This is a genomic window from Pseudaminobacter soli (ex Zhang et al. 2022), from assembly GCF_014595955.1.
GTDB lineage: Bacteria > Pseudomonadota > Alphaproteobacteria > Rhizobiales > Rhizobiaceae > Kumtagia > Kumtagia pseudosoli.
Genome location: NZ_JABVCF010000014.1, coordinates 65,943 through 80,226 on the forward strand (window position 1 = coordinate 65,943; position 14,284 = coordinate 80,226).

14 protein-coding genes are annotated in these 14,284 nt (G+C 63.1%); 10 read left to right on the plus strand and 4 right to left on the minus strand.

Annotated elements, in window-relative coordinates; translation table 11 throughout:
• Positions 1-53: 53 nt before the first annotated feature.
• The 3 genes from torT (at position 54) to HUI96_RS23155 (ending at position 3,528) form a co-directional block, all read left to right on the plus strand.
• Entirely contained in the window at positions 54-1,133 is a 1,080-nt protein-coding gene (gene torT / locus HUI96_RS23145) for a TMAO reductase system periplasmic protein TorT (protein WP_188257076.1), read from the plus strand.
• 422 nt (positions 1,134-1,555) lie between these two features.
• Positions 1,556-2,827, plus strand: a complete 1,272-nt coding sequence (locus HUI96_RS23150; RefSeq protein ID WP_188257077.1) for a M20 family metallopeptidase — start codon at positions 1,556-1,558, stop codon at positions 2,825-2,827.
• A gap of 71 nt (positions 2,828-2,898) precedes the next feature.
• Complete coding sequence (locus HUI96_RS23155) at positions 2,899-3,528, plus strand: trimeric intracellular cation channel family protein (RefSeq protein ID WP_188257078.1); 630 nt, start codon at positions 2,899-2,901, stop codon at positions 3,526-3,528.
• 25 nt (positions 3,529-3,553) lie between these two features.
• On the opposite strand, the gene HUI96_RS23160 is transcribed toward HUI96_RS23155, so the two are convergent.
• Entirely contained in the window at positions 3,554-4,906 is a 1,353-nt protein-coding gene (locus HUI96_RS23160) for a PQQ-dependent sugar dehydrogenase (protein WP_188257079.1), read from the minus strand.
• 203 nt (positions 4,907-5,109) lie between these two features.
• On the opposite strand from HUI96_RS23160, the gene HUI96_RS23165 reads away from it, so the two are divergent.
• Positions 5,110-5,682 (plus strand): NADPH-dependent FMN reductase, encoded by a 573-nt coding sequence (locus tag HUI96_RS23165; RefSeq protein WP_188257080.1) that lies wholly within the window; start codon positions 5,110-5,112, stop codon positions 5,680-5,682.
• An 84-nt stretch (positions 5,683-5,766) separates the two neighbouring features.
• Here HUI96_RS23165 and HUI96_RS23170 read toward each other — a convergent pair whose 3' ends face one another.
• The 3 genes from HUI96_RS23170 to exbB all read right to left on the minus strand — a co-directional run bounded on the left by HUI96_RS23170 (position 5,767) and on the right by exbB (position 8,159).
• The gene (locus HUI96_RS23170) at positions 5,767-6,747 is read right to left on the minus strand and encodes a TonB family protein (RefSeq protein WP_188257081.1); all 981 of its coding nucleotides are present in this window, start codon (positions 6,745-6,747) and stop codon (positions 5,767-5,769) included.
• Between the two features lie 61 nt (positions 6,748-6,808).
• Entirely contained in the window at positions 6,809-7,285 is a 477-nt protein-coding gene (gene exbD, locus HUI96_RS23175) for a TonB system transport protein ExbD (RefSeq protein ID WP_188257082.1), read from the minus strand.
• A gap of 4 nt (positions 7,286-7,289) precedes the next feature.
• Complete coding sequence (gene exbB, locus HUI96_RS23180) at positions 7,290-8,159, minus strand: tonB-system energizer ExbB (protein ID WP_425299276.1); 870 nt, start codon at positions 8,157-8,159, stop codon at positions 7,290-7,292.
• Positions 8,160-8,712: 553 nt separating this feature from the next.
• Between exbB and ydiK the strand changes: the two genes are divergently transcribed.
• The 6 genes from ydiK to HUI96_RS23210 all read left to right on the plus strand — a co-directional run bounded on the left by ydiK (position 8,713) and on the right by HUI96_RS23210 (position 14,221).
• Entirely contained in the window at positions 8,713-9,873 is a 1,161-nt protein-coding gene (gene ydiK, locus HUI96_RS23185) for an AI-2E family transporter YdiK (protein WP_188257083.1), read from the plus strand.
• A 137-nt stretch (positions 9,874-10,010) separates the two neighbouring features.
• Positions 10,011-10,274, plus strand: coding sequence for a hypothetical protein (locus HUI96_RS23190; protein ID WP_188257084.1), 264 nt, complete (start codon positions 10,011-10,013; stop codon positions 10,272-10,274).
• A 92-nt stretch (positions 10,275-10,366) separates the two neighbouring features.
• Positions 10,367-10,927: a hypothetical protein gene (locus tag HUI96_RS23195; RefSeq protein ID WP_188257085.1), complete on the plus strand. Its 561-nt coding sequence runs from the start codon at positions 10,367-10,369 to the stop codon at positions 10,925-10,927.
• A gap of 3 nt (positions 10,928-10,930) precedes the next feature.
• Positions 10,931-12,166 carry an HlyD family secretion protein gene (locus HUI96_RS23200; RefSeq protein ID WP_188257086.1) on the plus strand — a complete coding sequence of 412 codons (1,236 nt, stop codon included), beginning with the start codon at positions 10,931-10,933 and terminating at the stop codon, positions 12,164-12,166.
• A 341-nt stretch (positions 12,167-12,507) separates the two neighbouring features.
• Entirely contained in the window at positions 12,508-13,338 is an 831-nt protein-coding gene (locus HUI96_RS23205; RefSeq protein WP_188257087.1) for a hypothetical protein, read from the plus strand.
• 412 nt (positions 13,339-13,750) lie between these two features.
• Positions 13,751-14,221: a histidine kinase gene (locus HUI96_RS23210; RefSeq protein WP_188257088.1), complete on the plus strand. Its 471-nt coding sequence runs from the start codon at positions 13,751-13,753 to the stop codon at positions 14,219-14,221.
• The last annotated feature ends 63 nt before the right edge of the window (positions 14,222-14,284 follow it).

Here is a 14,284-nt window from a genome sequence, read left to right on the forward strand (position 1 = left end):
CTGTCCCCCATCGGCCCGGCGGGCCGCCAAGGCGGGGAAGGCTAGCATCATTCATGTCCGCACTGTCCAGACTAGTATCGGCGCTTCTGCTTGTTGCCCTGATGTTTCCCGCCGAAGTGGCCCGAACGGATGAGACCTGGGCGCTGGAAGCGCGCTCGGTCGCCTTCGACGACGCCAGCATCGGGCTATCGATCGCGTACCATCCGCTTGAGCGCGCCTCCCGTCCCTGGAAGCTCTGCATCCTCTATCCTCACCTCAAGGACGCATACTGGCTCAGCGTCAATTACGGCATGGTCCGAGAAGCCGAGCGGCTGGGCGTCTCCTTCGAACTCTTTGAGGCGGGCGGCTACCCCAACCTCCTGCGGCAGAAGGAGCAGTTGGCGGCCTGCGGCGCACGTGATTTTGACGCGGTGATCCTCGGGACCGTCTCCTTCGACGGGCTGACGCCAACAGTCGAAGAGGTTGCGCGCCGCAAGCCTGTCATCGCCACCGTGAACGACATCGAGGATCGCGGCATCAGTGCAAAGGCGAGCGTGCCCTGGCGAGAGATGGGTCGTGCGGCAGGGCGCGCCATTGCGGACCGGCACCCGAAGGGCTCGGCACCCGTCCGGGTCGCTTGGTTTCCGGGACCGAAGGGCGCAGGCTGGGTGCGCTTCGTCGAACAGGGCTTTTACGAGGCGATAGCGCGAAGCTCGGCCAAGATCGTCGCGGTGCGCTTCGGAGATACCGGCGTCGAACAGCAGGTCCTGCTCGTCGAGGACGTGCTCGACACCATGACCCATCTCGACTACCTGGTCGGCAGCGGTCCAATGGCAGAAGCTGCGATATCGCTTCTGCGCGCCCGCGACCTGTCGGATCGGATCGGGGTCGTTTCAACCTATATGAGCCATGGGGTCTATCGCGGCATCAAGCGCGGCCGCGTCCTCGCCGCTCCGACTGACTTTCCTGTTCGGCAAGGAGCGCTATCCATCGAAATGGCGGTACGCGTGCTCGAAGGAAGACTGGAAGTACCTCACGCTGGACCTCAGATCGTCACGATAAAACGCGGAAACATAAACCTTATCGGCCCGACCGAATCGCTCGCACCGGCCAGTTTCAACGCCGTTTTCGCTGTTGAGGACAGATCGAAGTGAGCTGTCGGCGGGATGGGGTATAGCGCGCGGTGATCAGGCCGAGGCCCAACGCGCGGTCGATACTTTCCCGTTTTTCCTTCTGAGACGCTTCTTCCGCGTCGGGCGTGCGGTTCATGGGCGCCATTCCGCGTCGTCCTCACGCTCCCGCCAACTTGGCATCGATGAGCGGGTCGGGAGTTGTGCTGGTACGCATTCCGGCAGTCCAGTCAGAACACGACGCGATCTGGCCCGTTCCGCAGGTCTCCCGGAACGCCGGCCCGCTGCGGGCGTTGACAACGACCGCAGTGACGGAGGCCATGATCAGAAAGGTTCGGCCGCTCGAGCGGCGCTTTCTTTTGTCTATGGCTAAACAGCGAAAGCTGCAGATTGGTCGGTGCCTGTGCCCGCCCGGGCCGCGCCGTAGAACTGCAAAGGCAAAATCCATGAACACGTCTCACCCCAATTCGGCAGACCCGGTTCTGTCGAAGCTCGATGGCCTGCTGCCGGACCTCGAAGCGCTCTACAAGGACGTGCATTCGCATCCTGAGCTCTCCATGCAGGAGAACAGGACCGCAGGTTTAGCGGCGGACCGTCTGCGCGCCGCCGGCTACGAAGTGACCACCGGAGTGGGCAAGACCGGTGTCGTCGGCCTGCTGCGCAATGGCGATGGCCCCACGATCATGCTGCGCGCCGACATGGATGCGCTTCCCATCGAGGAAGCCACCGGCCTGCCCTATGCCAGCAAGGTGAAGTCGAAAGATCGCGACGGGAAGACGGTGCCTGTGGGGCACATGTGCGGCCACGATATGCACGTCGCCTGGCTCGTCGGCGCGACCAACCTGCTCGCGCAAGCACGCGAAGCGTGGCACGGAACACTGATGGCGGTCTTCCAGCCGGGTGAAGAAACCGCGCAAGGCGCTCGGGCGATGATCGACGATCACCTGTTGGATCGTTTTCCCAAGCCGGCGGTCGTCCTCGGCCAGCACGTCATGGTCGGATCGGCCGGGAACATCGCCGGCAGCGCGGGCCCGATCACCTCGGCCGCGGACAGTCTGCAGATTCGCCTGTTCGGCCGCGGTGCCCATGGTTCCATGCCGCAGGCCAGCATCGATCCCGTCGTCATGGCAGCGGCAACGGTCATGCGGCTTCAGGGCATCGTTTCGCGCGAGGTCGCCGCGACCGAGTCGGCCGTGGTCACCATCGGCGTCCTGCAGGCCGGCACAAAGGAGAACGTCATACCGGACGAGGCGCTCATCAAGCTCAATGTCCGGACATTCGATGCGGGGGTCCGCAAGCGGGTACTCGCCGCCATCGATCGGATCGTGAAGGCCGAAGCCGAGGCGTCGGGGGCACCGCGGCCGCCGGAGATCACTCCCCTCGATCAGTATCCCCTCAACGTCAACGACAAGCAGGCGAGCGACCGCGTGGCGGCCGCATTCCGCGACTATTTCGGGGCTGACCGCGTCGTCCACACGGGACCCGCTCCGGCAAGCGAAGACTTCGGATGTTTTGGAACCGCGTGGGAAGTCCCTTCGGTGTTCTGGTTCGTCGGTGGAACGGATCCCGACACTTACGCGAAGGCCAAGCAAGCGGGCCGCCTCAACGACCTTCCTGTCAACCACAGCCCGCGCTTCGCGCCGGTCCTTCACCCAACTCTGGAGACGGGGGTGGAGACAATGGTCGTAGCCGCGCGGGCCTGGCTGTCGGCGGCATAGGCGACTGACTGGTCGATCGCTCCCGGGGCGCATAGAGTGAGCCTTCGTCCTGCCTGGGGTCGGCCGCTGCGATGACCACATTCCTGTTGGTGCTCGACCTTCTCGGCACCTTTGTATTCGCGCTCAGCGGCGCCAGCGCCGGCGTGAAGAGCCGCCTCGACCTATTTGGGGTCTTGGTGCTGTCGTTCGTTGCAGGAAACTTCGGCGGCATCACGCGCGACATCATGATCGGCGCTGTCCCGCCCGCAGCGATCAGCGACTGGCGCTACCTTGGCGTGTCCCTCCTGGCAGGTGTGGCTACCTTTCTATGGTTCACCAGGATCGACCGGGTACAAAGCGCAGTCCTTCTGTTCGACGCTGGGGGGCTGGCGCTGTTCGCCGTCTCCGGCGCGAGCAAGGCGCTTGCCTTCGGCCTTAATCCGATAGCCGCCGCCCTGCTCGGCATGTTGACTGGGATCGGCGGCGGCATGGTGCGTGATGTGCTCGTCGCCGAGATACCAACGGTGCTGCGCGCCGACCTTTACGCGGTGGCCGCATTGGCCGGCGCCGCGGTGGTCGTCGCAGGCAACCTGCTGCACCTCCCCTCGGGCGCAGCAGCGATCGCCGGCGCGGCGCTCTGCTTCGGACTTCGCTTGACGGCTATCCGGCGCGGCTGGCAACTCCCCGTCGCAAGTCCGAGCGAAAAGGACGATCAGCGCTGACGCAGCCTGCGCGTCGAGAGGGAGTCTATTGCTTTTGCGGCGCCACCCGGAAAATCGTGCCGTTGGCATCGTCACTGACCAGCAGAGCGCCGTCCTGTGTCACCGCGATGCCGGCCGGTCGGCCCCAAACTCTCTCCTTGTCCAGCACGAATCCGGTCATGAAGTCTTCGTACACGCCGGTCGGCTTGCCGTCCTTCATGCGGGCACGGATCACCTTGTATCCGGTCCTTTCTTCCCGATTCCACGACCCGTGCATGGTCGCGAAAGCATCGCCGCGGTACTCCGCCGGAAACGCATCCTTGTCGTAGAAGACAAGCTGCAGGGTCGATGAATGGGCCTGGAGCAAGACGTCCGGCACGATCACCTTGTCCTTGAGATCGGGTCGCTCACCGGCATGCGCCGGGTCCTCGTTGCCACCAGTGTAGTACCAGGGCCAGCCGTAGAACCCGTGCTCCTGCACGGTGGTCAGGAAATCCGGAACCAGGTTGGGGCCGAGGTGGTCGCGTTCGTTGCCCGTGCACCACAAGGTGTTGGCCCCGGGCTGCATGGCCATGCCGGAGCAATTGCGAAGGCCGGTCGCAAAATTGCGGACCTTCTCGCCCTCAGCATCGAATGCGCGCACCACGGCCCGGTTCTCCTCATCGCCCCAGGCCGCACCTACCCCGTGCGTCTTCTCGAATGCCTTGATCTCCTCTGCTGACTTCTGCGGCATCCCGGCGGCGACATTTGAAGACGAGCCGATCGAGACGAACAGGCGTTGGCCGTCCGGCGAGACCGCCAAGTCGCGCGTCCAGTGCCGCTGGGTAGGGATGTCCGCGATGATGACCTCGGCCGGCCCGCTCGCCTTGCGGTCGCCAGCCTTGTATGGGTAGCGAACGACCTGGTTGGCCGCCGCCACATACACGTATCGCGGTTCGGCCGGCGGATGGAACGCGATGCCGAAAGGCTTCTCCAGCCCCTCGGCGAAGACCTCGGATGTCGCCGGGGCGCCTCCAGCCGCGTCGGCGGCCAAGACCAGTACGCGTCCGCTTCCGCTTTCCGCCACGAAGATGTCGCCATTCGGGGCGGTCCGGAGGACGCGAGGCTTGTTCAGGCCGGTGGCGAACACTTGCACCGCGAAGCCGGCCGGCACATCCGGCATCTTGCCTTGCGGCGCCTCGACGACCTTCGCCGCGTTCTCAAAATCCGGAGCCTCCGGATCGTTCTCAGTGAGAGTCGGCGCCGGCAGGTCGGCAGGTTTGATGTGCCGGCTTACACCGGGCGCGTCAGTTTCCCAGGTGCCGAACGCATCGGCTCCGGTGCGCACCTCCTGGGCGTGCACCAATGCCACCGAAGCGAGTGCCAACGGGAGACTCATCATGACAATCCGGGCCCGCATAGGGTTCCTCCTCTAGGATGCTTAGCCGCCCACGCGCCGTAGGCGCTCCCAATCGCTGCCCGCGCCGAAAGGTTCCCGAGGAGACAGCAACGTTGAGCGAGCAACGCGCCTCAAGAAATCCGAGGAACCTGTGGAACGGCCCTATGAAAAGTGCATAGTCGGACCGGGGTGGGCCGACCGCGTGCGAACGAAAGGATCGTCCCATGGCAAAATATGAGGTCGGCTATCTGGTCGGTAGCCTTGCTTCCCAATCGATCAACCGCAAGCTGGCGCTGGCTCTTGTCAAGCTCGCTCCTCCGGACCTGGAATTCCGGGAGATACCCATCCGGGATCTGCCGCTCTACAGCTACGACTATGACTCCAACTATCCGGAGGTGGCCAGGCAGCTCAAGCAGGCCATCGCCAATGTGGATGCGGTCCTCTTCGTCACGCCCGAATACAATCGTTCGATACCCGGATCTCTGAAGAATGCGATCGACTGGGCAAGCAGGCCGTACGGCCAGAATGCATTCACCAGAAAACCTTCAGCGGTGATCGGAACTTCCCCGGGCGCGATCGGCACCGCTATCGGCCAGCAGCACCTGCGCAGCATCTTGGGTTTCTGCAATTCGCCCCAGATGAATGCGCCGGAAGCTTACATCCAGTTCACGCCGGGCCTGATCGACGACGATGGCGAGGTGACAGCGGATTCCACCGCCGAGTTCCTGAAAACCTATATGGCCGACTTCCGCGTCTTCATCGAACGGGTGCTTACGGTCTTGCCGCGACAGGGCTGACGACAAGGCAGCAGCTAATGGAGATCTCTGCGGCCGCCACATCGCGTCACCTTACACTGCAATCCGCTCTGGGCCGCTACCCGCTTAGCGGAGCGAAAAACTGATCGGCACCGATAGGTCCATGCGTGATCTGGCGATCTCTGCCGGCGGGGCGGGGAGCGGTGATGCGCGGCGGATCATGGCGAGCACTTCGCCGTCGATCTCCGCGCTGCCCGACGAACGGGTGATCCGTGCCGACAATACCCGTCCAGATGCGTCTATGGTGAACGCAAGCTGGGCAGTGCCCTCTTCCCTTCGCGAGCGCGCCGCGCGTGGATAGCGCTTGTGGCGGTTCAGATATGAAACGAGCTTCGACTGCCAGCGCGCGGGAGAGACAGCGGGTGCTTGGCGGCGTTGGATCAGCGCGGCACCGGCGCTGACCTTCGGCCGGGCCTGGCTCGCACGGGCGGAGGCTGCCTTCGCGGCAGGTGGCGGCGCTTTCTGCGCCTCCTTACGCGCCGGCCTTTCCGCTGGGGCCGACCTCTCCGCCGCACGTTCAATAGGCTCGGGCCGGGCGGTAGGCTCTGGGCGCGGCAACGGCAGCGGAGCGTTTTTTTCCGGCGTCACCAAATCCGCCACCTCCGGCTCGGCCGGATCTTCGGCCGGCACAGCAATCTCTGCCGGCACTGGAGCCTCCTGCGGCTGCAGGACTGGATTGGGTGCGGGTGCGTCGCTGATCTTTTCCGGTACCGGTTGGGGCCCACGCTCCGGCTGCGGGGCCGGCTCTGGCTGAGGCTGCAGGGTCGGCTCCGGCTCGGGTTGAGGAATCGGCTCCGGCGCCTCGGTGATCTCGTCCGGTATCGGTTCGGGTTCCGGCTCAGCCAGCGGAGCCGGGTCGGCCGGTTCCGGGACCTCGGCGACATTCTCCTCGATCGGCTCCGGCTCGGCCGGAAGCGGCGCAAGCTCAATCGTGACGGCCTCCGGCAGGTCGCCATACGAATCGTTCGCGTCCGCGCGATGCGCTGCCCACAAGACGCCCGCATGGAGGCCCAAGGCCGCGAGTCCGGCCACAAGCCAGCCGGCCACCTGAGGCCGCCCGATGCATGCGTCGGGCGGGATCTCCAACTCGCCCATGCCGGACCGGACCCTAGTCCGCTGCGCCGTCGACGGGATCACCCGACGCCGGTGCACTTGCGGCAGGTGGCGCATCCTCGAGCCCGACCAAGCCCACCTTCAGATAGCCGGCAGCACGCAGGAGGTTGATCACCTCCATCAGGTCGCCATACGCGACTGCCTTATCGGCGCGCAGGAAGATGCGCGCCTCGCGGTTGCCTTGCGTGATGCCGTCCAGAGCGCCCCCCAGCGCCTCCCGCGCAACGCCATCGTTGCCGACCGATAGCGCCAGATCGGCAGCAAGCGTGAGGAAAACCGGCTCGTCGGGCCGCGGCGCCGGCGTAGCTGTCGAGGCAGGCAGGTCGATATTGACGTCTACCGTCGAAAGAGGCGCCGCGACCATGAAAATGATGAGGAGCACGAGCATCACGTCGATGAACGGCGTGACATTGATCTCGTGGGTCTCCACGAGATCGTCGCCTTCGCTGCCCCTGATGAGGGATTTTGCCATGGCCCTACTCCGTCGCCCGATGGGTCTGGACTAGGGCCGCCGCGCGGCGATCGAGGTCGCGGCTGACCAGCCGTTCGACAGCCGCCGACGCATCCGCCAGCATGTGTCGATAACCAGTCACGGAACGTGCGAAGGCATTGTAGAGGACGACGGCGGGAATGGCGGCGAACAGGCCGAGCGCGGTGGCCAGCAGGGCCTCGGCGATGCCCGGTGCGACGACGGCAAGGTTTGTCGTCTGCGTCTCAGCAATGCCGACGAAGGCGTTCATGATGCCCCAGACGGTTCCGAAAAGGCCGACGAATGGCGCGGTCGACCCGATTGTGGCAAGCAAGCCCGTGCCGCGGCTGAGTTGGCGTCCAGCCTGGGCCTCGAGTCGGGAAAGGCGCGAGGTCACGCGCTCCTTCAACCCGACGCCACCGGCATGCTCGACCGCATCGGCCGAGATAGTCATCTCGTCAGCCGCAGCCCTGACCAGCGATGGTCCCGCGCCGCGAAAAGGCTCGAGTGCAGCCTGCGCGTCGGACAGGTTCCGTGCCGCGGCCATCGCACCCAGCGCGCGGCGCAGCCGCAGCCGAGCAACCGCGATCTCAAATACCTTCACGAGCCAGATGGTGCAGGTAAGCACCGAGGCACAGAGGAGCCCGACCATCACCGTCTTCACGACGATGTCGGCCGCCATGAACATACCCCACGGAGAGAGGTCGTGTGGGAGGACCGCATCGGCCGGCTGAGCCATCGCGCGACCGGCGATCAAAAGCAGCGGAGTAGCCGTCACCGATGCCCGCACGCGTCCGACCGACTTCCGCAAGACCGGGTTGTGGTGCGCGCTGTCGCCGATCCGCATGCTATCCCCTCGTCTACTCTCACCGTCCACATATTAAGTTGAATAATAGAGTCAAGTTATATCGAAATTCGACAAAGGCGAGTCCCCGACATGATTGCACCGCAGGCAGTGCCCCTTCGGATCCGGGTTGGAAGTCAAGACGCCGCCCTCTTCCCTCGTACTCCGTATGCTTGACCGTATGCTTGACTGCGAAATGGACCACGCCGCCGGCCGCTCCGGAAACCATAGGAGTTCGCCACTGGCCGGCGCACCACGTCCACCTGCCGCACCAGCAGCGGGTCGATCGAGAATTCGGCTAGAAGGGACGGGCCAGGGAGGTCCTTGCAGCTACGGTAACTTACCGCCATGTGCTTGATAAAGGCCGGCCTAGGCCGGATGAGTATCGTTCCGAATGCTTAAACCGGGCCGGCGCACTTGGGGTCGGGAGATTTGCGCCAACAGTACGAGACGATCGCTCATCGGAACAGGAAGGCCGAGATGGAAAGCGTCACGCGACGCGCCTCGTATCACGAGCCTGGCGCGGCTTGGCGAGCGCTAGTCGCTGCCGAGTCCCCTAGAGCCAGTATGGCCGCCGCATAGGCCCATGATCGAAAAGCCCGCCAAGCCTCAAATCAGGCGCGCTGGGTTCGCGGATAAGAGTTCGCCGGACAAATCGAACGCTGCCGGTCTCTCAGGCAGCGTGGAAAGCCATCAAGATCTCGGCCGGATAACGCTTACCGTCCTTTTCATCGTCGGCCTTCTAGTCGGCAGTCTCTGGATCATTCTGCCTTTGCTGCCGGCTATCCTGTGGGCGAGTACCCTGGTGCTCGCGACTTGGCCCCTTCTAAAGGAAGCCGAGCACCTTGCGGGGGGCCGGCGCTGGGTGGCCGTGGTCTTGATGACGGCGGGAACCCTGCTGATGCTCGTTCTGCCTCTCTGGCTGGCAATCAGCGTGCTTCTGTCCAACATGGACGTGCTTGGCCGAATTGCGGAGAACATGCTCTCCCTGCGGGTGCCTGCTCCGCCTGACTGGCTGGCCTCCGTTCCGATCGTCGGCCAAGGACTTGCCGACGGGTGGAGGAAACTGGCGTCGGCCGGATTGAGCGAATTCGCTCCCAAGCTCGCCCCCTATGCCAGAACCCTGACACTGTGGCTCGGCAGTACTGTCGGGAGTCTCGGCGCGGTTCTCCTACAGTTCCTTCTGACGACCATCATCGCCGCAATCCTCTACGCCAAGGGTGAAGCCGCCGGCGCAACCGCCCTGCTCTTCGGCCGGCGCCTTGCGGGCGAGCGTGGCGAGAAGGCCGTTGTCCTGGCGGGTCAAGCGATCCGCAGCGTGGCGTTGGGGATCGTCGTGACCGCCTTCGCACAAAGTATCATCGGAGGAATCGGCCTGTGGCTGGTCGGCATGCCGCTGGCGGCCCTGCTGACGGCGCTCATGTTCGTCCTGTGTTTGATCCAGATCGGCCCCGCGCTCGTGCTCTTCCCCGCGGTTGTTTGGATGTACTATGCGGGCGACGCGCTCTGGGCGACGGTTCTGCTCGGATTTTCGATCGTGGCTTGCACCATCGATCAGGTGATCCGCCCGATCCTGATAAGGCGTGGCGCGGATCTGCCTATATTGCTCATCGTGGCCGGTGTCATCGGAGGTCTGATCGCCTTTGGCATCCTGGGCATATTCATTGGCCCGACCATTCTGGCGGTCGCCTATACGCTCCTCAATGCCTGGATGGGCGAAGCCGTCACGCGCCATTCCGACCAATGACGCGGCGCCCGGCCGGCAACCGCCACGATGCGCAAGAAAATCTGAGCTTCGCCTACAGTAACTTACTTGCGCTGGGTGCAGTAGGCTCGCAGTAGAAAGGCCTGTGACCGGCAGATCGAAGCTGATCGGAAACTGCCATGAACCAGCGCAGGTCGATGCCGATTACCTCCGTCATGCTCCGGTTCGTGGATGCGGCTGAACTGATCAAGGCGCGCAGCGCCTCCGACGAGGCTTTCCGGGATCTTTGCGAGGACTACCGACTCGCACGCGAGACCTTGACGAAGTTGAGGAAGACCAGGCCGAGACGGCCGGCAGAAATCGCCGAGTACAAGACCATGGTGGCGGAGCTGGAGGACGAGATAATCCAGCGGCTCATCGGTGCCGACGAGCAGAGCGGGTAGGGCATCCCTCGGCAGGCGAGTGACAAAAATCCCTCCGGCCAAGTCCGCGATGGGACGATACGACCGAACAGCCTCACATGGAGTACATGGTGATGGCGAACACAATCCACCCCGGAGCACCACACCATTTGCCGCCGTTCATCACGGCGCCGGGCGAGACCGACTGGTTCTACAACGGATCCGTTATCTTCATTGTTGTCTTGGTCCTGGCGCTTGGCAGTCTGTACTTCCGGCTACACGCGCTGCCGGAACGACTCGCGCATAAGAATCCCAACAAGGTGCAGTTCGAGATCGTGGCCGTCCTGGCGCTGCTCGCACTCTTCACCCACAACACGCTCTATTGGGTGGCCGCCCTGCTGCTCGCATTCGTGCGGTTCCCCGATTTCGCCACCCCTCTCACCGCAATGGCCGAATCGCTTGCCCGGCTGGCAAGCGGGCGCAGAGTTCGCGACGTCGAGGGGGCTCCCGCCGCCAAGAACGAGGGCACGCCGGTCCCGGTCGACATCAAGGAAGCCAGCCCAAGCGAGGAGTTCCCATGGTCAGCCGCGCAGTTGGGGCCCCCTCCCCCAGAACCAAGTCCTGCTTTGGACAGCGAGGGACATGACCAAGAAGCTACCTCGCCCATGAAGCAGCAGATTCCGGAAAAGGCATGAGCCATGATCGAATTGCTGCTTTGCTCGATGGTGACCATCCTTCCCGATTTCTTGTATCGGCGGTTTGTTCAGGGAAAGAGACTGGGACGGGAAATCACGCTCTACTCGGTCTGGTTCGAACTGCGCTACGGCATCACCGCCTGCCTGGCCCTGACGGTCACGCTGATAACATTGATCCTCTACTTCCATCCTTCCACATCCAGTGCCGTTGCCTTCTACCGAACAGTACCTGTGGTGTCTGAAGGGAACGGCCGCGTCGACGAGGTGTTCGTCAACGTCCGCGACACGGTGAAGGCGGGTCAGGCCATCTTCAAGCTGGACAGTTCCAAACAGCAAGCCGAGTTCGAAACCGCCCGGAGGAAGCTTTCGGAAATCGACGCCCAGATGGTATCCGCGAAGACCCAGATCGTGGTCTCCGAGGCGCAAATCCAGGAAGCGCAAAGCGCTTATCAGCAGGCCCAGGACGAACTTCAGATGAAGACGGAACTGCGCCAACGGAACTCCCCCTCCGTGTCGGAGCGGGAGATCGAAAGACTCCAGAACGCCGTGAACGGAAGACAGGCTGCCGTTGCGGGGGCCATGGCGAGCAAGGAAACCATCGCGACCCAGATCTCGACGGTTCTGCCCGCTCAGAGGGCCAGCGCCGAAGCCCAACTCGAGGAGGCGCAGGTCGCGCTCGACAAGACGACGATACGCGCCGGGATTGATGGAACTCTTGAGCAGTTCACGCTTCGCAAGGGCGACGTCGTCAACCCGCTCCTGCGTCCGGCAGGTGTACTCATCCCCTTGGAGGCGGGGCGATGGGGACTGGTGGCCGGGTTCCATCAACTTGAAGCGCAGGTCATGCGGCCCGGCATGCTCGCCGAGGTAACCTGCATCTCCAAGCCGATGACGATCATCCCCATGATCGTGACGCAGGTTCAGGATCTGATCGCAGCCGGCCAAGTCCGGGCAGGCGAACAACTGCTGGATCCGCGGCAAGTGACGGCGCCCGGCACAATCACAGTCTATCTGGAGCCGCTCTTCGACGACGGTTTTGAAGGGATCCCTCCGGGGAGCAGTTGCATCGCCAACGCCTATACGAGCAATCACGACCAACTGGACAATGAAGATCTGGGTACCCTCAAGCGGGCTTACCTACATCTCATCGACACGGTCGGCATCGTGCACGCCATCGTGCTGAGGATCCAGGCCCTGCTCCTGCCGGTTCAAACGCTTATCTTCTCGGGTGGGCATTGAGGTTCTGTGAAATGTTAGGCGTGGGGCGCCACATTCTTCACTGTTGGCCTCGTGTATTCGACGCAGGTCGGGCAACCGCTCTCCAGCGTCGAATGCCTCAAAAAGGACACTGCACAACAATACAACTGGAGCGCGCTGGTAACAGGCGAGGCCTTGCGCCAATCTAGGGAAGTCAATGCCGTTCGTATGCTGGTCTCGTACTTTGCATTGGACTGCACATGAGTACAATAAAGTCAGATTGCTCCCTTCCCACACACGCGAACTGCACTCCAGTCGAGTTCCTGGCCGATCCTGCTGACGGTCGTTCCGCGTCTGCGCAAGCTCGAGCCGAACTACGACGGTTGATCGGGTCGAACGCGTTCGATGCGTCCGAGCGCAATCGGCGCTTCCTCGAATATGTCGTGGAAGAGACCTTGGCCGGAAGGGCCGAGCGCATCAAGGCCTACAACGTCGCGACCGAAGTGTTCGGTCGCGACGTAAACTTCGATCCCCAACTGGATCCCGTCGTTCGGATGGAGGCGAGGCGTTTGCGCACGTCTCTTGAGCGATATTACCTGACAGAGGGCAAGCGGAGTGAGCTTAGGATATCACTGCCCAAGGGCGGGTATGTTCCTGAATTCCTGAGCACAAAGACCATGCTTGATGCCACGGACTCGATCTCGTGGGAGCCGGGCCCGGCACCTGCATCGTCCGGCCAAGGCTCCGTTGTCATCGACGTGCTGCCATTCGAGGCCGAGGGCGACCTGACGACGTTCTGTAATCTGGGCCACGGTTTCAGAAACCAGATAATAGTCGCCTTGAATCGGATCCCTGAGATACAGGTACTTTGTGTCGCGCCAGGGAACGAGACGCCTGGCGCATTTGCTGTCAGCGATCATGACACGCGCCTGACGCTCAGGGGAAGCGCCGCGCTTTTTGCAGGCAACTTGAACGTGACAGCACTGCTGTCGCGCTCTCATACAGGTGAACTAGTTTGGGGCGAGACCTTTCGGCGCGAATTCGATCCGCGCGGTCTCCTCGATGCGCGTGACGAGCTTGCGGATCGGCTGGTTCGGGCAATGACGGGACCGAAAGGACCTTTGTTCGAAACGGTAGCAAGCAACAAGCCGCCGAGACCCGATGCTGAACTTGTTCCGTCGCTGGTTCTTCTGCTTCGACGGGATGGGCGCTAGTGGCGAGCCGAAGCCGGCCTTCGGAAAAAGGAAATTCGCTCGGATTTGGCCCCGGCCAAGCCGGTGTGTGTGCCCAACATCCCGCGCTGACGGGGGTTCCTGCCGTCCGAACGCTACCGTAACTTACCTCCAAGAGTCTTGAACCACGCTTCATTCGCAACGAGCCTCAGTCGCAATGATCAATCAGACCGCCGAGATAGCTGCGGGCACGGCGACTATAGTGCCGGTTCCCATGATGCATTGGCCCCGCCGGACGCGGTCTAGAGACATGAACAATGGCGGCCAGCTTGTTCCCGGTCCCTCGAACCAACGCAACCTGCTGCGCGGCCCTGCTTGCAATTGTCGGGTTTGGCGATACCCACACTGAGCGGTCGCGCTGCATCCCGCAAATCAAGCCACTGGAGGATGCACAATGGCAGACCTGAAGAGCTCCGTTTCAAGTGAGAGCCCGCCCAGCGCAAAAGACCTCCGCAAGACGATGGTGGAGGAACAACTCGCGGAAGCCAGGAAACAGGACCAGGCGAGACTGCGCGACCAGGAGAAGCTCACCGCATTCACGGACGATTTCCTGAAGGGCCAAGTCAACGACGACGAGGTCGCCAGGGTGCGGCGCCTCGTCATGAATGCAGTCAAGGAGGGGAAATACGAAGCGATGGTGTACAGCTTCCCGTCCGATCTCTGCAGCGACAGTGGACGGGCTATCAACAGCGGCGACCCTCGCTGGCCCGAGAGCCTGCAGGGAAAGGCCAAGCAATTCTATGAGCGCTATCTGAAGTACGGCAAGCCTCAGGGGTTCAAGCTGAAAGCCATGATCATCAGTTTCCCGGGTGGGATGCCCGGCGACGTCGGCTTCTTCCTGGGTTGGGCGCCGGAGACGGACTAAGCCGTAGGGCCCGCGATCACAGGATGGCAGCAGACGCCCGTTGAGAGGCGGAAGAGAGCCGCG

Excerpts from the sequence above, each read along its gene's own strand:
- HUI96_RS23160 (WP_188257079.1), bottom strand. The coding sequence starts at position 4,906 with ATGCGGGCCCGGATTGTCATGATGAGTCTCCCGTTGGCACTCGCTTCG.
- torT (WP_188257076.1), top strand. The coding sequence starts at position 54 with ATGTCCGCACTGTCCAGACTAGTATCGGCGCTTCTGCTTGTTGCCCTG.
- HUI96_RS23155 (WP_188257078.1), top strand. The coding sequence starts at position 2,899 with ATGACCACATTCCTGTTGGTGCTCGACCTTCTCGGCACCTTTGTATTC.
- HUI96_RS23210 (WP_188257088.1), top strand. The coding sequence starts at position 13,751 with ATGGCAGACCTGAAGAGCTCCGTTTCAAGTGAGAGCCCGCCCAGCGCA.
- HUI96_RS23200 (WP_188257086.1), top strand. The coding sequence starts at position 10,931 with ATGATCGAATTGCTGCTTTGCTCGATGGTGACCATCCTTCCCGATTTC.
- ydiK (WP_188257083.1), top strand. The coding sequence starts at position 8,713 with ATGATCGAAAAGCCCGCCAAGCCTCAAATCAGGCGCGCTGGGTTCGCG.
- HUI96_RS23165 (WP_188257080.1), top strand. The coding sequence starts at position 5,110 with ATGGCAAAATATGAGGTCGGCTATCTGGTCGGTAGCCTTGCTTCCCAA.
- HUI96_RS23190 (WP_188257084.1), top strand. The coding sequence starts at position 10,011 with ATGAACCAGCGCAGGTCGATGCCGATTACCTCCGTCATGCTCCGGTTC.
- HUI96_RS23195 (WP_188257085.1), top strand. The coding sequence starts at position 10,367 with ATGGCGAACACAATCCACCCCGGAGCACCACACCATTTGCCGCCGTTC.
- HUI96_RS23150 (WP_188257077.1), top strand. The coding sequence starts at position 1,556 with ATGAACACGTCTCACCCCAATTCGGCAGACCCGGTTCTGTCGAAGCTC.
- exbD (WP_188257082.1), bottom strand. The coding sequence starts at position 7,285 with ATGGCAAAATCCCTCATCAGGGGCAGCGAAGGCGACGATCTCGTGGAG.